The organism is Superficieibacter sp. 1612_C1 (assembly GCF_015234305.1).
Taxonomy (GTDB): domain Bacteria; phylum Pseudomonadota; class Gammaproteobacteria; order Enterobacterales; family Enterobacteriaceae; genus Superficieibacter.
Genome location: NZ_JADGMI010000009.1, coordinates 69,398 through 88,054, shown reverse-complemented (window position 1 = coordinate 88,054; position 18,657 = coordinate 69,398). Strand labels below are relative to the sequence as shown.

The 18,657-nt window shown below is 55.2% G+C and carries 16 protein-coding genes and 1 pseudogene; 15 read left to right on the top strand and 2 right to left on the bottom strand.

All coding sequences use genetic code 11. From position 1 onward, the window contains the following. The first annotated feature begins 33 nt into the window (after positions 1 to 33). Positions 34 to 1,035 carry a hypothetical protein gene (locus tag INT84_RS23275; RefSeq protein ID WP_194208668.1) on the top strand — a complete coding sequence of 334 codons (1,002 nt, stop codon included), beginning with the start codon at positions 34 to 36 and terminating at the stop codon, positions 1,033 to 1,035. On the opposite strand, the gene gppA is transcribed toward INT84_RS23275, so the two are convergent. Next, positions 1,024 to 2,520 (bottom strand): guanosine-5'-triphosphate,3'-diphosphate diphosphatase, encoded by a 1,497-nt coding sequence (gene gppA / locus INT84_RS23270; protein ID WP_194208667.1) that lies wholly within the window; start codon positions 2,518 to 2,520, stop codon positions 1,024 to 1,026. The genes INT84_RS23275 and gppA overlap by 12 nt on opposite strands. A 5-nt stretch (positions 2,521 to 2,525) precedes the next feature. Beyond that, the gene (gene rhlB, locus INT84_RS23265) at positions 2,526 to 3,791 is read right to left on the bottom strand and encodes an ATP-dependent RNA helicase RhlB (RefSeq protein ID WP_194208666.1); all 1,266 of its coding nucleotides are present in this window, start codon (positions 3,789 to 3,791) and stop codon (positions 2,526 to 2,528) included. A 143-nt stretch (positions 3,792 to 3,934) separates the two neighbouring features. On the opposite strand from rhlB, the gene trxA reads away from it, so the two are divergent. The 14 genes and pseudogenes from trxA to INT84_RS23200 all read left to right on the top strand — a co-directional run bounded on the left by trxA (position 3,935) and on the right by INT84_RS23200 (position 18,586). Beyond that, entirely contained in the window at positions 3,935 to 4,264 is a 330-nt protein-coding gene (gene trxA / locus INT84_RS23260) for a thioredoxin TrxA (protein ID WP_049839509.1), read from the top strand. Positions 4,265 to 4,378: 114 nt separating this feature from the next. Then, positions 4,379 to 4,486: pseudogene (locus INT84_RS24305) on the top strand (hypothetical protein); the annotation flags it as partial. Positions 4,487 to 4,572: 86 nt separating this feature from the next. Then, entirely contained in the window at positions 4,573 to 5,832 is a 1,260-nt protein-coding gene (rho, locus tag INT84_RS23255; RefSeq protein ID WP_049839510.1) for a transcription termination factor Rho, read from the top strand. Positions 5,833 to 6,050: 218 nt separating this feature from the next. Then, positions 6,051 to 7,154, top strand: coding sequence for a UDP-N-acetylglucosamine--undecaprenyl-phosphate N-acetylglucosaminephosphotransferase (wecA, locus tag INT84_RS23250; protein WP_176917719.1), 1,104 nt, complete (start codon positions 6,051 to 6,053; stop codon positions 7,152 to 7,154). Between the two features lie 13 nt (positions 7,155 to 7,167). Continuing rightward, the gene (wzzE, locus tag INT84_RS23245) at positions 7,168 to 8,214 is read left to right on the top strand and encodes an ECA polysaccharide chain length modulation protein (protein WP_194208665.1); all 1,047 of its coding nucleotides are present in this window, start codon (positions 7,168 to 7,170) and stop codon (positions 8,212 to 8,214) included. A 57-nt stretch (positions 8,215 to 8,271) separates the two neighbouring features. Further along, complete coding sequence (wecB, locus tag INT84_RS23240; protein ID WP_194208664.1) at positions 8,272 to 9,402, top strand: non-hydrolyzing UDP-N-acetylglucosamine 2-epimerase; 1,131 nt, start codon at positions 8,272 to 8,274, stop codon at positions 9,400 to 9,402. Then, a complete protein-coding gene (gene wecC, locus INT84_RS23235) occupies positions 9,399 to 10,661 on the top strand; it encodes a UDP-N-acetyl-D-mannosamine dehydrogenase (protein WP_194208663.1) in 1,263 nt (420 codons plus the stop codon). Before wecB ends, wecC begins: the two co-directional genes overlap by 4 nt. Continuing rightward, entirely contained in the window at positions 10,661 to 11,332 is a 672-nt protein-coding gene (rffC, locus tag INT84_RS23230) for a dTDP-4-amino-4,6-dideoxy-D-galactose acyltransferase (RefSeq protein WP_370529702.1), read from the top strand. The genes wecC and rffC overlap by 1 nt, the downstream gene beginning before the upstream one ends. Before the next feature lie 4 nt (positions 11,333 to 11,336). Further along, the gene (rffA, locus tag INT84_RS23225) at positions 11,337 to 12,467 is read left to right on the top strand and encodes a dTDP-4-amino-4,6-dideoxygalactose transaminase (protein WP_194208662.1); all 1,131 of its coding nucleotides are present in this window, start codon (positions 11,337 to 11,339) and stop codon (positions 12,465 to 12,467) included. Between the two features lies 1 nt (position 12,468). Continuing rightward, positions 12,469 to 13,719: a lipid III flippase WzxE gene (gene wzxE, locus INT84_RS23220; protein ID WP_194208661.1), complete on the top strand. Its 1,251-nt coding sequence runs from the start codon at positions 12,469 to 12,471 to the stop codon at positions 13,717 to 13,719. Next, on the top strand, positions 13,716 to 14,783 hold the full coding sequence (locus tag INT84_RS23215) for a TDP-N-acetylfucosamine:lipid II N-acetylfucosaminyltransferase (RefSeq protein WP_194208660.1): 1,068 nt from the start codon (positions 13,716 to 13,718) through the stop codon (positions 14,781 to 14,783). Before wzxE ends, INT84_RS23215 begins: the two co-directional genes overlap by 4 nt. After that, positions 14,780 to 16,126, top strand: coding sequence for an ECA oligosaccharide polymerase (gene wzyE, locus INT84_RS23210; RefSeq protein WP_194208659.1), 1,347 nt, complete (start codon positions 14,780 to 14,782; stop codon positions 16,124 to 16,126). The genes INT84_RS23215 and wzyE overlap by 4 nt, the downstream gene beginning before the upstream one ends. Before the next feature lie 11 nt (positions 16,127 to 16,137). Continuing rightward, entirely contained in the window at positions 16,138 to 16,878 is a 741-nt protein-coding gene (gene wecG / locus INT84_RS23205; protein WP_194208658.1) for a lipopolysaccharide N-acetylmannosaminouronosyltransferase, read from the top strand. Positions 16,879 to 17,203: 325 nt separating this feature from the next. Continuing rightward, a complete protein-coding gene (locus INT84_RS23200) occupies positions 17,204 to 18,586 on the top strand; it encodes an amino acid permease (RefSeq protein WP_194208657.1) in 1,383 nt (460 codons plus the stop codon). Positions 18,587 to 18,657 lie beyond the last annotated feature (71 nt).

The window sequence follows — 18,657 nt, the reverse complement described above, 5'->3', positions numbered from 1 at the left end:
GCCCGGGGGGATGATATGCGAAAGGGAATTACTGTGGGTTTTGCATTCTTTACCACATTTTGCGTTTTCTCTGCTGCGAGTGAAGAAATAACGAATGTGGTGGTGAGCGACAGTCCGGCTGCTCAGCCGGTCAGGGATTGTGGTATTTCTCTGCGCAAGTTACTGGCGAGCTCTAATCAATACATGATTGCCCATATGCATCCCCGGCCGGAAGATCTCGATTTTCTCATTGAAGAACATGACGATCGTAAAGGCGTTGAGTTTATTGAAATAGTCAATAAACGTGAGGCAAAAAACGACTCATCGCCCGGTGCAGGCCATTATGGCTGGGTGGTTTATCACCCGGATACTGGCGAGCTTTGGGATGAAAGCGCCGATCCCGACCATCCAGTTAAACTTACCAGGGACGCCAGCGCAGCGCAAGAATATCGCTCCTGTCGCGCCGTAGACGAGCAGTGTTTCCAGGCTGTCCGCAACATAAATGACGACCCTACTGTAGGGTTTTATCCCAATGCCTTCGACGTAGCGGGCGACGCCAGTGAACGTTACGTAAAGAATAGTGAAAGCCGTCAGCCATTTTACTGGGCACCAAATAAAAACTGTGCAGTGCGGGCATTCGTCGTTAACAACGATAAGATCCAGGCGCTGTCGTGGGGGCAAAATAATGGTTTTGTCTGGAGTCGCTATATCAATCCGACAACCCGAAAAATAACAGAAGGCTGGCTACCACAGGAAGTACTGATAACACGACAACAGATATGCGATGAGGCCAGGCATAAAGCAGGTACCGAAAATCTGTCGGCAGGAGAAATGGTGACGCGCACCGTCGCCAACAACCGCCAGCGTTTATATCTCTACGATGCGCCCAATAAAGCGTGCCTGCGTGAAGAGAAAGCCTTTGTTGTGGATGGCGATCGCGTCCAGATGCTGAATAAGCCCGCATTCGCCGGGTATCGGTTTATCCGATATACCCATCCGACAAGCCAGAAAGTGACCGAAGGATGGGTCTCATCCGAAGGACTATCACTGCCCTGAAGACAAGACTTCCAGCGGCCAGTGAACATAACTTTGCCACTGGCTTTCCTGCTCGATCAATTCTGTACCAAGCGGGTGATGGCTTAGCCAGCCCGCAGGAAGGATCAGCGTCAGCTTTTCACCTGTGGCATCGAGGGTAATATCCGGCACTAAATCGTCGCGTCGGCGGCTGGCGAACAGGATGGCCAGACGCAATAAGCGGCACAGATGCTCAGCGACCCGTGGCGGGACCGCATTTTGCTGATGCAGCGAGGAAAGATCGACGGTACTGGTCTGATTCAGCAACAGCGTAGCCAACAGCTTTTTCTGTGCTGGCGTGAAACCGGGAAGATCGAGATTTTTAACCAGGTAAGCGGCATGTTGCGGCGCAGATTTAAAATCCACGCTCAGGCCGATTTCATGCAATAAGCAGGCATTTACCAGCAGTTCGCGGCTGATTAGCTCCAGATCCCACGTGTTCTCCAGCTGACTCGCAAAACGTGATGCCAGTTTCGCTACCCGCTGTGCCTGGTCGGTATCGACCATAAAACGACGCTGAATATTACGCATCGTGCGGCTGCGGATATCTTCCTCTACGGTGAGATGCAGCATCCCGTAGACCAGTCCTTCGCGCAGTGCGCCGCCAGCCAGGGTCATACACTGAATATTCAGTTCGGTGAAGATGGCAATCAGAATGGCAAGGCCGCTGGGGAAAACCAGCGCGCGTTCCAGCGTCAGACCTTCAATCTCTAACTCTTCGAGACGACCGCACTGGATAGCCCGCTGTTTAAGCTGCTCAAGTTTAGCGAGGGTGATGCGTTCATCCATCCCCTGCGCCATCATGATTTCCTGCAACGCCTGCACCGTACCTGAGGCACCCACGCAGATTTTCCAGCCGTGATAGCTTAGCTCATCGGCGATCGGACGCAGCACCTCGCGGGCGGCGTTCTCCGCTTCCTCGAAGTTGCTTTTACCCAGATTACGGCTGGAGAAGTAGCGTTCAAGCCAGGTGACGCAGCCCATGGAAAGACTGAATAACGACGTGGTTTGTGCCCCGGTGCCGGTGACCAGTTCGGTACTGGCACCGCCGATATCGACCACCAGACGCTGATCGGCACCGCCGGTAGTATGGGCAACGCCCTGATAAATCAGACGCGCTTCTTCTTCGCCCTTAATCACCTGCACCGGACATCCGAGGATCTCCTGCGCACGGGCAATAAACTCGCCCGCATTAACCGCAAGACGCAGCGTAGCCGTGGCGACGACGCGAATTTGTGGCTGAGGAATATCCTGTAGCCGCTCAGCAAACAGGCGCAGACACTGCCATCCGCGCTCCATCGCGTCGGGGGAGAGCACGTTATTACTGCTCAGACCCGCAGCCAGCCTGACTTTGCGCTTGATACGGGCGACGGTCTGGATACTTCCCGCCACCTCGCGCACGACCAGCATATGAAAGCTATTCGATCCCAGATCGATGGCGGCATAGAGCGAAGCGGCAGACGGCATTTTCGTTAACCCGGACGACGACGGTTACGCGGAGCGCCAGTACGACGCGGTCCGTTGCCTGGACGCGGGCGCGTCAGGCGCAGCGGTCTCGGCAGATCGGTCATTAATGCATCCGGATTGTATTTGCTCACCGGAATGGAATGCCCGATATAGGTCTCAATCGCCGGCACGTTTAGCGCGTACTCTTCACAGGCCAGGCTGATAGAGTGACCGCTTGCCCCTGCGCGACCGGTACGACCAATGCGGTGTACGTAGTCTTCACAATCGTCCGGCATGTCATAGTTGAAGACGTGCGTGACGGCGGGAATATGCAGGCCGCGCGCAGCAACGTCAGTTGCCACCAGAATATCGAGATCGCCACGGGTGAACTCATCAAGAATACGCAGGCGTTTTTTCTGCGCCACGTCACCGGTCAGCAGGCCAACGCGATGTCCGTCGGCCGCAAGATGGCCCCAGATATCTTCACAGCGATGTTTGGTGTTGGCAAAAACGATCGCGCGATCCGGCCACTCTTCTTCGATGAGCGTTTGCAGCAGACGCATTTTTTCGTCGTTGGACGGATAGAACAGCTCTTCTTTAATACGGTGGCCGGTTTTTTGTTCCGGTTCGACCTCAACGTATTCGGCGTTGTTCATCTGCTCAAACGCCAGTTCGCGTACGCGATAAGACAGGGTGGCGGAGAACAGCATATTCAGGCGCTGGTTGGTGGCCGGCATACGGCGGAACAGCCAACGGATATCTTTAATAAAGCCCAGATCGTACATACGATCGGCTTCGTCCAGCACAACGACCTGAATCGCGCCCAGGTTAATATGGTTTTGTTTGGCGTAGTCGATCAGGCGACCGGTGGTGCCGATCAGAATATCAACGCCGCTTTCCAGCACTTTAAGCTGTTTGTCGTAGCCGTCGCCGCCGTAAGCCAGCCCTAATTTCAGGCCGGTTGTTTGCGCCAGCGGCTCTGCATCAGCATGGATCTGCACCGCCAGTTCGCGGGTCGGAGCCATAATTAATGCGCGCGGTTGGTTCACCTGACGACCGTCGATCGCCGGATGAGAAAGGAGATAATGAAACGTTGACGTCAGAAACGCCATCGTTTTCCCGGTACCGGTTTGCGCCTGCCCTGCAACATCACGACCTGCCAGCGTAAGCGGGAGGGCGAGTGCCTGAATGGGCGTACAGTTATGAAACCCTTTATTTTCAAGGGCTTCGATCACCTGAGGGTGCAGGGCGAAGTCGGAAAACTTCTGTTCTGTTAAATGTGTTTTGCTCATAGTGTGGTAGAATATCAGCTTACTATTGCTTTACGAAAGCGTATCCGGTGAAATAAAGTCAACCTTTAGTTGGTTAATGCAACATCAACAGTTGTTGTTTAATGCTACACCAACATGCCAGGCTTATTCCTGTGGAGTTAAATATGAGCGATAAAATTATTCACCTGACTGACGACAGTTTTGACACGGATGTACTCAAAGCAGAAGGATTGGTTCTCGTTGATTTCTGGGCAGAGTGGTGCGGTCCGTGTAAAATGATTGCTCCGATTCTGGATGAAATCGCTGATGAATATCAGGGCAAACTGACGATTGCCAAGCTGAACATCGACCAGAACCCGGGCACTGCACCGAAATATGGCATCCGCGGTATCCCGACGCTACTGCTGTTCAAAAACGGCGAAGTGGCGGCGACCAAAGTGGGCGCGCTGTCTAAAGGCCAGTTGAAAGAGTTCCTTGACGCTAACTTAGCGTAAGGCGTTTCTTTTCGCGGCGTCCGTTATCCTTAAATTAACAGGATCTCTGGACGCCCGGCCTGAGTCGTGCTAAGTTAGTTTTGACTTCGTTTTAAACATATCTTGTTTTACCCGCTGCTTCCCGTAAGAAGCAGAAAGATTCCGGGCTTGTCGCTCAATCCGTCTTGTCGTTTCAGTTCTGCGTACTCTCCTGTGACCAGACAGCGAACAGACATGAGCCGATGGCCGTTAACAGGCATGGATGACCCTGCCATACCATTCACACATTAAGTTCGAGATTTACCCCGAGTTTAAGAACCCACACCACTATGAATCTTACCGAATTAAAGAATACGCCGGTTTCTGAGCTGATTACTCTCGGCGAAAATATGGGACTGGAAAACCAGGCTCGCATGCGCAAGCAGGACATCATTTTTGCCATCCTGAAGCAGCATGCTAAGAGTGGCGAAGATATCTTCGGTGACGGTGTACTGGAGATATTGCAGGACGGATTTGGTTTCCTCCGCTCCGCAGACAGCTCCTACCTCGCCGGTCCTGATGACATCTACGTTTCCCCTAGCCAAATCCGCCGTTTCAACCTCCGCACTGGTGATACCATCTCTGGTAAGATTCGCCCGCCGAAAGAAGGCGAACGTTACTTTGCGCTGTTGAAAGTCAATGAAGTTAACTACGACAAACCAGAAAACGCGCGTAATAAGATCCTCTTTGAGAACTTAACGCCGCTGCACGCGAACTCTCGCCTGCGTATGGAGCGTGGTAACGGTTCTACCGAAGACTTAACGGCTCGTGTACTGGATCTGGCTTCGCCGATCGGTCGCGGTCAGCGTGGTCTGATTGTTGCGCCGCCGAAAGCCGGTAAAACCATGCTGCTGCAAAATATCGCCCAGAGCATCGCGTATAACCATCCGGACTGCGTGCTGATGGTGCTGCTGATTGACGAACGTCCGGAAGAAGTAACCGAGATGCAGCGTCTGGTGAAAGGTGAAGTGGTTGCTTCTACCTTTGACGAACCGGCATCCCGCCACGTTCAGGTTGCGGAAATGGTGATTGAGAAGGCCAAGCGCCTGGTTGAGCATAAGAAAGACGTGATCATTCTGCTCGACTCCATCACCCGTCTGGCGCGTGCCTATAACACCGTGGTACCGGCATCAGGTAAAGTCCTGACCGGTGGTGTGGACGCTAACGCCCTGCACCGTCCGAAGCGCTTCTTCGGCGCGGCGCGTAACGTGGAAGAGGGCGGCAGCCTGACTATCATCGCAACGGCGCTGGTCGATACCGGCTCTAAAATGGATGAAGTTATCTACGAAGAGTTTAAAGGCACCGGTAACATGGAACTGCATCTGGCCCGTAAGATTGCTGAAAAACGCGTCTTCCCGGCTATCGACTACAACCGTTCCGGTACCCGTAAAGAAGAGCTGCTCACCACTCAGGAAGAGTTGCAGAAAATGTGGATCCTGCGCAAAATCATTCACCCGATGGGCGAAATCGACGCGATGGAATTCCTCATTAATAAACTGGCAATGACTAAAACCAACGATGATTTCTTCGATATGATGAAACGTTCTTAAGTAAAGATTTGTCAAAAAAACGCCACGCTTTTGCGTGGCGTTTTTGTTTTCTGTTGCCTACGCTTTAGTTAACAATATTAAAAGGGCAAGGAGCCGACAGAAGTTGCTGTCTGACTGATATTTGTCAGATTTTCCTGAAGTCAGATCAGAGTTTTCCTTCTGGATAGGTTGCTTCGTGGTTATACTTCTGACACAACAATTATTTGAGAGTGTGAATTGTGAATTTACTGGCTGCGGCAGCTGATCTGATCAGTATATTTCTGTTCACTACCTTATTTCTTTTTTTTGCGCGTAAGGTAGCTATAAGAGTCGGGTTGGTTGATAAACCCAACTTCCGCAAGCGGCATCAGGGACTGATCCCATTAGTGGGAGGCATCTCTGTTTTTGCTGGTATCTGTTTCACTTTCGAAATCATTAACTACTATATTCCGCATGCCTCGCTTTACCTGATGTGTGCTGGCGTACTGGTTTTTGTCGGTGCGCTGGACGACCGATTCGATATTAGTGTTAAATTTCGCGCCACGGTGCAGGCCATCGTCGGCATCGTAATGATAAGCGTGGCTAATCTTCATCTCAGTAGCCTGGGCTATATCTTCGGCCCGTGGGAACTGGTTCTCGGTCCCTTTGGTTTTCTTCTTACGCTGTTTGCCGTCTGGGCGGCAATTAATGCCTTCAATATGGTTGATGGCATCGACGGGCTGCTGGGCGGGCTATCCAGCGTCTCGTTTGGAGCGATTGGCCTGATCCTGCTATTTGACGGACAAACCAGCCTGGCGATGTGGTGTTTCGCCATGATCGCCGCCATTCTGCCCTACATCCTGCTGAATCTGGGGGCGCTGGGCCGCCGTTATAAAGTCTTTATGGGCGATGCGGGAAGTACGCTGATTGGCTTTACGGTGATCTGGATACTACTGGAAACCACCCAGGGTAAAACGCATCCTATCAGCCCGGTGACCGCGCTGTGGATTATCGCCATTCCTCTGATGGATATGGTGGCGATTATGTACCGCCGCCTGCGCAAAGGCATGAGTCCCTTCTCACCCGATCGTCAGCACATCCACCATCTTATTATGCGTGCCGGTTTTACTTCTCGTCAGGCTTTTGTTCTTATTACCCTTGCCGCTGCGCTGCTGGCCGCCATTGGGGTGATTGCTGAAGCGACGCATATTGTTCCAGAATGGGTCATGCTGATACTCTTTTTGGTAGCCTTCTTCCTGTATGGCTACTGCATCAAGCGGGCCTGGAAAGTGGCGCGTTTTATTAAACGCATGAAGCGTAGAGCGCGTCGGCCTGGTAGTCGTAATCCAAAATTAACTAAATAAATCTGAGGAAGTGATGACTCAACCATTATCAGGAGCACAGGCAGTGAGCGCTGAGAATGAACTGGATATTCGCGGTCTGTTTCGTACGTTGTGGGCAGGAAAGCTTTGGATAGTGGGAATGGCGCTGCTGTTTGCTCTGGTTGCTCTGCTTTACACTTTCTTTGCGCGCCAGGAATGGGGCGCGACGGCAATTACCGACCGGCCTACCGTGAATATGCTGGGTGGCTTCTATTCCCAGCAGCAGTTTTTACGCAATCTCGATGCCAGGGCAAATCAGGTGCCGGTCGAGCAGCCATCGGTAATGGACGACTCCTATAAAGAGTTCATTGTGCAGCTGGCTTCCTGGGATACCCGCCGGGATTTCTGGTCACAAACCGACTATTACAAACAGCGGATGGTCGGTAACTCCAGAGCCGATGCCGCGCTGCTGGACGATCTGATTAACGATATTCAGTTTACACCGGGTGATGCGCTTAAAAGCATCAGCGACAGCGTTAAACTGACGGCGGAAACCGCGCAGGACGCCAATAACTTGCTGCGTCAGTATGTGGCCTTCGCCAGCCAGCGCGCGGCGGGTCATTTGAACGATGAGCTGAAAGGGGCGTGGTCCGCGCGTACTATCCAGATGAAAGCGCAGGTGAAGCGCCAGGAAGCGGTGGCAAAAGCGATTTACGACCGCCGGGTAAAAAACATCGAACAGGCGTTAACCGTCGCCCAGCAGCACAATATTTCCCGCAGTGAAACCGATGTGCCGGCAGATGAATTACCCGATTCTGAACTGTTCTTGCTGGGCCGCCCAATGCTTCAGGCCAGGCTGGAAAATTTGCAGGCCGTAGGACCGGAATTTGATCTGGATTACGATCAGAACCGGGCAATGCTGACGACGCTGAATGTTGGCCCCATACTGGACCCGCGTTTTCAGACCTATCGGTATTTGCGTACGCCGGAAGAACCTGTAAAACGTGACAGCCCTCGCCGCGCCTTCCTGATGATCATGTGGGGCATTGTGGGTGCGTTAATAGGCTCCGGGGTTGCATTAGTGCGCCGTCGTGTTCGCTAAACGCCGCATCTGTAATGAAGGCCGTTGGCCTTCATTATCCAATCGAAGAGAATCGATGTGAAAGTACTGACTGTATTCGGCACTCGACCAGAAGCCATTAAGATGGCACCTCTGGTTCATGCGCTGGCAAAGGATCCTCATTTTGAGGCGAAAGTATGCGTCACTGCGCAGCATCGGGAGATGCTCGATCAGGTGCTGCACCTTTTTTCTATTGTCCCGGATTACGATCTCAACATCATGAGTCCGGGCCAGGGACTGACCGAAATTACCTGCCGTATTTTGCAGGGTCTGAAACCTATTCTTGAGTCTTTTAAACCAGACGTGGTGCTGGTTCATGGCGACACTACAACGACGATTGCCACCAGCCTGGCCGCGTTTTATCAGCGTATTCCGGTGGGGCACGTTGAGGCGGGCCTGCGTACCGGCGATCTCAATTCGCCGTGGCCGGAAGAAGGCAACCGGATGTTAACCGGCCGCCTGGCCACATGGCACTTTGCGCCGACGGAAAATTCACGCCAGAATCTGCGCGATGAAAATACCCTCGACGAACAGATTTTCGTGACCGGCAACACCGTGATTGACGCGCTGTTCTGGGTGCGTGACCGGGTGATGGCAGATGAAGCGCTGCGCACTGAACTGACCGCGCGTTACCCGTTTCTCAGCAATGGAAAGAAGATGATTCTGGTCACCGGCCACCGTCGCGAGAGCTTCGGCGAAGGCTTTGAACAAATCTGTCACGCGCTGGCAGACATCGCCGCGCAAAATCGCGACGTACAGATTGTCTATCCGGTTCACCTGAATCCTAACGTCAGCGAGCCGGTAAACCGCATCCTTGGACACGTCGACAACGTGATCCTGATTGAGCCGCAGGACTACCTGCCGTTCGTCTGGCTGATGAATCACGCGTGGCTGATCCTGACCGACTCCGGCGGTATTCAGGAGGAAGCGCCTTCGCTGGGTAAACCGGTGCTGGTGATGCGCGATACCACCGAGCGTCCCGAAGCCGTTGAGGCGGGTACGGTGCGCCTGGTGGGCACGGATCGCGAGGATATTGTTAAGCAGGTCACGCGCCTGCTGTATGACGACGATGAATATCTGGCGATGAGCCGCGCCCATAACCCTTACGGGGACGGCAAAGCGTGTGAACGTATTCTGGATGCACTGAAAAATAATCAGGTAACGCTATGAGTTTTAATACCATTTCCGTTATTGGCCTCGGCTACATCGGCCTCCCTACTGCCGCCGCCTTTGCTTCCCGACAGAAGCAGGTTGTCGGTGTGGATATTAACCAGCATGCGGTTGATACCATTAATCGCGGCCAGATCCACATTGTTGAACCAGACCTGGATAAAGTGGTTAAAGCGGCGGTTGAGGGCGGCTATCTGCGTGCCAGCACCACGCCGGTGGAAGCGGATGCCTGGCTGATTGCCGTGCCAACGCCGTTTAAAGGCGATCACGAGCCGGACATGGTCTACGTTGAGGCGGCGGCAAAATCCATCGCCCCGGTGCTGAAAAAAGGCGCGCTGGTGATCCTCGAATCCACCTCGCCGGTGGGGGCTACCGAACAAATGGCGCAGTGGCTGGCGGAAATGCGCCCGGACCTGAGCTTCCCGCAGCAGGCGGGCGAGCAGGCGGATGTCAACATCGCCTACTGCCCGGAGCGCGTGCTGCCGGGGCAGGTGATGGTTGAGCTGATTAAAAATGACCGCGTGATCGGTGGCATGACGCCGGTGTGCTCCGCGCGCGCCAGTGAGCTGTATAAGATCTTCCTTGAAGGCGAGTGCGTGGTGACTAACTCGCGCACCGCGGAGATGTGTAAGCTGACGGAAAACAGCTTCCGCGACGTCAACATCGCCTTTGCTAACGAACTTTCCCTTATCTGTGCCGATCAGGGGATTAACGTCTGGGAACTGATCCGTCTGGCGAACCGTCATCCGCGCGTCAATATCCTCCAGCCCGGTCCGGGCGTGGGCGGTCACTGCATCGCGGTTGACCCGTGGTTTATCGTGGCGCAAAACCCCGACCAGGCACGCCTCATCCGCACTGCGCGTGAAGTGAACGACCATAAGCCGCACTGGGTGATTAATCAGGTGAAAGCGGCGGTGGCCGACTGCCTGACCGCCAGCGGCAAGCGGGCCAGTGAAATTAAAATTGCCTGCTTCGGCCTGGCTTTCAAGCCGAACATTGACGATCTGCGTGAAAGTCCGGCGATGGAAATCGCCAAACTGATCGCCGACTGGCACAGCGGTGACACGCTGGTGGTAGAGCCCAATATTCATGAGCTGCCGAAAAAACTGGCCGGTTACTGTACGCTGGTGGATACGCAGCAGGCGCTGAACGACGCCGATGTGCTGGTGATGCTGGTCGATCACAATGAATTTAAGGCGATAAGCGGCGACAGCCTGACCCAGCAATATGTGGTCGATACCAAAGGGGTCTGGCACTGATGCTTTGCGCCCGCGTTGAGCCGCTCGACTGGGAAAGCCAGTTCTTTGGTCTGCAAAGCGCCATTGTGCGCCTTGACGACAGCGCGGCGGAATTAACCACCGGAGCACTCTCCGGCTGGGCGCGGGTGCAGGCAAAAATTCCGGCGGGCCGTTCAGACTGGCTGGACACGCTGCAACAATTAGGTTTTCGGCTGGTGGAAGGCGAGGTTGATCTGGCGCTCACGGTGAGACCTGGAGCCTCTGTTGCCGCTGAAGTGGCGACAGAGGCGGATATCCCGGCGCTGCGTAATATGGCGGCGCAGGACTTCGCGCTGAGCCGTTTTCGCGCGCCATGGTATCCGCCGCACGACAGCGGACGCTTTTATGCCCGCTGGATAGAAAACGCGGTGCGCGGCACCTTTGATCACCAGTGCCTGCTATTACGGGCAGAAAGCGGCGATATTCGCGGTTATGTCTCGCTGCGTGAACTTAATGAAACCGATGCGCGTATCGGCCTGCTGGCCGGACGCGGTGCGGGTGCAGAACTGATGCAGGCGGCGCTCAACTGGGCGCAGGCTCGCGGCAAAAAAACAGTGCGGGTGGCGACCCAGATGGGCAACACCGCCGCGCTTAAACGTTACATTCAGAGCGGCGCGAACGTAGAAAGCACCGCGTTCTGGCTATACAGGTGACAAGATGATCCCATTTAATGCGCCTCCCGTGGTGGGAACCGAAATCGATTATATGCAATCGGCAATGGGGAGCGGCAAGCTCTGCGGCGACGGCGGCTATACCCGTCGCTGTCAGCAGTGGATGGAGCAGCGTTTTGGCAGCGCAAAGGTACTGCTGACGCCGTCCTGCACCGCGTCGCTGGAGATGGCGGCACTGCTGCTGGATATCGGCCCGGGTGATGAAGTCATCATGCCGAGCTACACCTTCGTCTCCACCGCCAACGCTTTCGTGCTGCGCGGCGCGAAAATCATTTTCGTCGATATCCGCCCGGATACCATGAATATCGACGAGACGCTGATTGAAGCGGCGATCACTGACAAAACCCGTGCGATTGTCCCGGTGCATTACGCGGGCGTGGCCTGCGAGATGGACACCATCATGGCGATCGCCAAAAAGCACGATCTGTTTGTCGTTGAAGATGCCGCGCAGGGCGTGATGTCAACCTACAAAGGCCGCGCGCTGGGCACTATCGGTCATATCGGTTGCTTCAGCTTCCATGAAACGAAAAACTACACCGCCGGTGGCGAAGGCGGCGCGACGCTGATCAACGACCGCACGCTGATTGAGCGGGCGGAAATCATTCGTGAGAAAGGCACCAACCGCAGCCAGTTCTTCCGTGGTCAGGTGGATAAATATACCTGGCGCGATATCGGTTCCAGCTACCTGATGGCCGATTTGCAGGCGGCCTACTTGTGGGCGCAGCTTGAGGCGGCAGATCGCATCAACCAGCAGCGTCTGGCGCTGTGGCAGACCTATTACGACGCGCTGTCGCCGCTGGCAAAAGCCGGGCGTATTGAGCTGCCGTCCTGCCCGTCAGACTGCGCTCATAACGCGCATATGTTCTATATCAAGCTGCGCGATATGGAAGATCGCAGCCGTCTGATTGCGTGGCTGAAAGAGGCGGAAATCCTCGCGGTATTCCACTACATCCCGCTGCATGATTGTCCGGCAGGCGAGAAATTCGGCGAATTTTTTGGTGAAAATCGTTATACCACGCGTGAAAGTGAGCGTTTGCTTCGCCTGCCGCTGTTCTTTAACCTGGCTCCTGTAAATCAGCGCACGGTGATCAACTCGTTATTAAGTTACTTCGCCTGAGATGTCGCTGGCGAAGGCTTCAGTGTGGACTGCCGCGTCCACGCTGGTGAAAATCGGCGCGGGGCTGCTGGTGGTCAAACTGCTGGCGGTCTCATACGGCCCGGCGGGCGTCGGGCAGGCGGGTAATTTCCGCCAGTTAGTGACCGTCCTCGGCGTGCTCGCCGGGGCAGGCATTTTTAACGGGGTGACCAAATTCGTCGCCCAGGCGCATGACGATCCGGCGCAGCTACGCACGGTGGTCGGCACCTCGTCGGCGATGATGCTGGGCTTCTCCACACTGCTGGCGCTGATCTTTGTCCTGGCCGCCGCGCCCATCAGCCAGGGGCTGTTCGGGCATACCCATTATCAGGGGCTGGTGCGCCTGGTCGCGCTGGTGCAGATGGGCATTGCCTGGGCCAACCTGCTGCTGGCGTTTATTAAAGGATTTCGCGATGCGGCGGGCAATGCGCTGGCGCTGATTGCGGGCAGTATTATCGGTGTCGTGGCCTATTACGGCTGTTATCGTTTCGGCGGCTACGAAGGCGCGCTGCTGGGGCTGGCGCTGGTGCCTGCGCTGGTAGCGATCCCGGCGGCGCTGGTGCTGATAAAACGCCGTACCATCCCGTTGCGCTATCTCAAGCCGCAGTGGGACAAATGGCTGGCAGGTCAGTTAGGCAAGTTTACCCTGATGGCGCTGATCACCTCGGTGACGCTGCCGGTGGCCTATGTGATGATGCGAAACCTGCTGGCGGCGCATTATAGCTGGGACGATGTAGGGATCTGGCAGGGCGTGAGCAGCATCTCTGATGCTTACCTGCAATTCATCACCGCCTCGTTTAGCGTTTACCTGCTGCCGACGCTCTCCAGGCTGACGACGAAGCAGGAGATTAGCCGGGAGATTGTCCGATCGCTGACGTTCGTGCTGCCCGCAGTGGCGGCGGCCAGTTTTACCGTCTGGCTGCTGCGTGATTTCGCCATCTGGCTGCTGTTTTCGACAAAGTTTGCGGCGATGCGCGATCTCTTTGCCTGGCAGCTGGTCGGCGACGTACTGAAAGTGGGTGCTTACGTCTACGGCTATCTGGTGATCGCCAAAGCCTCACTGCGATTCTATATCCTGGCCGAAATCAGCCAGTTTGTTTTGCTGATGGCCTTTTCGCATTGGTTGATCCCTGCGCATGGCGCGCTGGGGGCAGCCCAGGCGTATATGGCGACGTATATTATTTATTTCACGCTCTGTAGCGGCGTATTTTTACTTTGGCGTAGACGGGCATGACAGCACTGATACATGTACTGGGATCGGACGTCCCACATCACAACCAGACCATCCTGCGGTTCTTCAATGATGAACTTGCCGTCACGGGCGAGCACGCGCGCGAGTTTATGGTCGTGGGAAGCAGTGCGGTGTTTCCGGCGCTGTCATTGACCTTTTACCCGGATAAAAAAACGCTGGCGCAGGCCGTGATCGCCAGGGCGAAAGCCGACCGGACGCAGCGCTTTTTCTTCCACGGCCAGTTTAATACCGGACTGTGGCTGGCGCTGCTGAGCGGTGGCATCAAGCCGCAACAGGTGAGCTGGCATATCTGGGGAGCGGATCTGTATGAGATCTCGCACGGGCTAAAATTCCGCCTGTTCTATCCGCTGCGTCGTCTGGCACAGGGCCGGGTAGGCTGCGTGTTTGCCACGCGCGGCGACCTGAGCTATTTTGCCGAACGTCATCCAGATGTGCGCGGCGAGCTGCTTTACTTTCCGACCCGGATGGAGCCTTCACTCAATACTATGGCAGACACCCTTCACCGTGACGGCAAGCTGACGGTCTTAATTGGCAATTCCGGCGATCGCAGTAACGAGCACGTTGCCGCGTTAAAAGCCGTGCATCAGCAATTTGGCGATACGGTGAATGCAATTGTACCTATGGGCTATCCGCCCAATAATGAGGCGTATATTGCGGAAGTCCGTCAGGCCGGGCTGGCGTTGTTCAGCGAGGAGAATCTGCATATTCTCAGCGAGAAGCTGGAGTTTGATGACTATCTGGCATTGCTGAAGCGCTGCGACCTCGGCTACTTTATCTTTGCCCGCCAGCAGGGAATTGGTACGCTATGTTTGCTGATCCAGGCGGGCGTGCCCTGCGTACTGAACCGGGAAAATCCGTTCTGGCAGGATATGACGGAGCAGCATATTCCGGTGCTGTTTACCACCGACACGCTGAATGAAGCCGTAGTACGGGAAGCTCAGCGCCAGTTGGCCTTAGTCGATAAAAACAGCATTACATTCTTCCGGCCCAACTACCTGAAACCGTGGCACCGGGCGCTGCGAATTGCGGCAGGAGAAGAAGCATGAGTCAGATGCAGTTCTGCGGCTTGCTGGTGGTCTGGCTGCTCTCTACGCTGTTTATCGCCACGCTGACATACTTCGAGTTTCGGCGGGTGCGCTTTAACTTTAACGTCTTCTTTTCGCTGCTTTTTTTGCTGACCTTTTTCTTTGGTTTTCCGCTGACCTGTATTCTGGTGTTTCGGTTCGACGTTAGCGTGGCTCCTCCGGAAATCCTGCTCCAGGCGCTGCTGGCTGCGGCCTGCTTCTATGCGGTCTACTATGTGACGTATAAAACGCGGCTGCGCTCCGCCGATCGCATTACGCCACGGCGACCGCTGTTCACCATTAACCGGGTCGAGACGCACCTGACCTGGATCCTGCTGATGGGCATTGCGCTGCTCAGCGTCGGCATCTTCTTTATGCATAACGGCTTCCTGCTGTTCCGGCTGCACTCCTACAGCGAAATCTTCTCCAGTGAAGTGTCCGGCGTGGCCCTGAAGCGCTTCTTCTACTTCTTTATTCCGGCGATGCTGGTGCTCTATTTCCTGCGCCAGGATGCGCAGGCGTGGCTGTTTTTCCTCGTCAGCACCGTTGCCTTCGGCATGCTGACCTATATGATCGTCGGCGGGACGCGTGCCAATATCATCATCGCGTTTGCCATTTTCCTGTTTATCGGGATTATTCGCGGCTGGATTTCGCTGTGGATGCTGGCAGCGGCGGGCGCGTTCGGCATTGTCGGCATGTTCTGGCTGGCGCTCAAGCGCTATGGGCTGAACGTCAGCGGAGACGAGGCGTTTTATACCTTCCTGTATCTGACGCGCGATACCTTCTCGCCGTGGGAAAACCTGGCGTTGCTGCTGCAAAACTACGATAAGATCGAGTTTCAGGGGCTGGCCCCCATCGTGCGCGACTTCTATGTGTTTATCCCCACCTGGCTGTGGCCGGACCGTCCGGGGATCGTGCTGAATACGGCCAACTATTTTACCTGGGAAGTGCTTAACAACCATTCCGGACTGGCGATCTCGCCGACGCTGATTGGCTCGCTGGTGGTGATGGGCGGAGCCTGGTTTATTCCGCTCGGCGCGGTTACCGTGGGGCTGATTATCAAATGGTTTGACTGGCTTTATACCCTGGGCAACCGGGAGACGAATCGCTATAAATCGGCGATCCTGCACAGTTTCTGTTTTGGCGCGATCTTCAACATGATCGTACTGGCGCGTGAAGGGCTGGACTCATTTGTTTCGCGCGTGGTCTTTTTCCTGGCGATTTTCGGCCTCTGTTTGCTGGCGGCCAAATTGTTGTACTGGCTGTTTGAAAGCGCGGGCCTGATCCGCAGACGTTTCCGGCCGCTGCCGCAACCTCAAGTCTGATAAGGATACTCATGACGAATACAACGTCCGCTCCGTCTTATACTCTGCGTGGCCTGAAGCTGATTGGCTGGCGCGATATGCAGCATGCGCTGGATTATCTCTACGCTGACGGTGCGCTGCGCAAGGGAACGCTGGTCGCCATCAATGCAGAAAAAATGCTGGCGGTGGAAGACAACGCCGAGGTGCGCGGCCTGATTGAAGCCGCGGAGTTCAAGTATGCCGATGGCATCAGCGTGGTGCGGTCGGTGCGTAAAAAATATCCTGATGCGCAGGTATCGCGGGTAGCCGGTGCGGATTTGTGGGAAGCGCTGATGGCGCGGGCTGGTGCGGAAGGCACGCCGGTATTTTTACTCGGCGGCAAACCTGAAGTGCTGGCGCAGACGGAAGCGAAACTGCGCGGACAGTGGAACGTGAATATTGTCGGCAGTCAGGACGGCTATTTTACGCCCGAGCAGCGGCCGGCGCTGTTTGAACGTATCCGCGACAGCGGGGCGAAAATTGTGACCGTTGCCATGGGCTCGCCGAAGCAGGAGATCCTGATGCGCGATTGCCGTCTGATCCATCCTGACGCGCTCTATATGGGCGTGGGCGGGACGTATGATGTCTTTACCGGGCACGTCAAACGTGCGCCGAAGGTGTGGCAGAACCTCGGGCTGGAGTGGCTCTATCGGCTGCTGTCTCAACCCAGCCGTATTAGCCGCCAGATCCGCCTGCTGCGTTATCTCGGCTGGCACTATACCGGCAAGATGTAACGCGGGTGGCCCTCTTTGCCGGGTGGCGCTTCGCTTACCCGGCCTACGCTTCATTGGCTTATCAGTATCCCTGTAGGCCCGGTAAGCGCAGCGCCACCGGGCATGTAACCCATCTCGGCTAACGTCACGTTAATGCCGGGTAGCGGCTTCGCTTACCCAACCCGGCTCCCGCCTGTTTATTGCACAATACGTTCACTTCTTTAATCCTTTGTTTGCCATTTAACGAAAATTGTTAAACCATTCGTGCGCGTTCATGCGCATAAGCAACGTTTTTACTCATAAAAAGAACCGGCACCGCCCGGAAATTTGCAAGCACAGAGGATTTATGGCTGAGAAACAACCGGAGCTCCAGCGAGGACTGGAAGCCCGACATATCGAACTTATCGCCCTGGGGGGCACCATCGGCGTGGGACTGTTTATGGGCGCGGCGAGCACCCTCAAATGGACCGGGCCGTCCGTTTTGCTGGCCTATATCATTGCGGGCCTGTTTGTCTTCTTCATCATGCGGTCGATGGGCGAAATGCTCTTCCTTGAGCCGGTCACCGGCTCCTTCGCGGTCTACGCGCATCGCTATATGAGCCCATTCTTTGGCTACCTCACTGCCTGGTCGTACTGGTTTATGTGGATGGCGGTAGGCATCTCGGAAATTACCGCGATTGGGGTTTATGTCCAGTTCTGGTTCCCGGAGATGGCGCAGTGGATACCTGCGCTGATTGCCGTCGCGCTGGTGGCTATGGCAAACCTCGCCGCCGTGCGTCTGTACGGTGAGATTGAATTCTGGTTTGCGATGATCAAAGTCACCACCATTATTGTGATGATTGTGGTTGGGCTTGGCGTTATCTTTTTTGGTTTCGGTAACGGCGGTCATAGCATCGGCTTCGGCAATCTTACCCAACACGGCGGTTTCTTTGCCGGCGGCTGGAAAGGCTTCCTGACGGCACTGTGTATTGTTGTCGCCTCTTACCAGGGCGTTGAACTGATCGGCATTACCGCAGGCGAAGCGAAAAATCCGCAGGTCACGCTGCGCAGCGCGGTCGGCAAGGTGCTGTGGCGTATCCTGATCTTCTACGTCGGGGCGATCTTCGTTATCGTCACCATCTTCCCGTGGAACGAGATTGGTTCGAACGGCAGCCCGTTCGTTCTCACCTTCGCGAAGATTGGCATTACCGCGGCGGCGGGTATCATCAACTTTGTCGTGTTGACCGCTGCGCTGTCCGGCTGTAACAGCGGGATGTACAGCTGCGGGCGTATGCTCTATGCGCTGGCAAAAAACCGTCAGTTGCCTGCTGCGATGGCGAAAGTGTCGCGTAACGGCGTGCCAGTCGCGGGCGTGACGGTCTCTATCGTCATCCTGCTTATCGGCTCATGCCTGAATTACATCATTCCGAATCCGCAGCGCGTGTTTGTCTATGTCTATAGCGCCAGCGTGCTGCCCGGCATGGTGCCGTGGTTTGTGATCCTGATTAGCCAGCTGCGTTTTCGCCGCGCGCATAAAGAGGCGATTGCCAGCCACCCGTTCCGCTCGGTGCTGTTTCCGTGGGCCAACTATCTGACGATGGCGTTCCTGATTTGCGTGTTAATCGGGATGGGTTTTAACGACGATACGCGACTGTCGCTTTTTGTCGGGATTATTTTTATGGCCGCCGTGACGCTTATTTATAAGGTATTTGGCCTCAATCGCTTCAGTTCTGCGCAGAAAGTGAAGTAATAAGCGGCAAAGTGCACAAAGCATAACCAAACGCGCATTTTATTTAAAAAGGCACTAGACAGAGGGGTGGG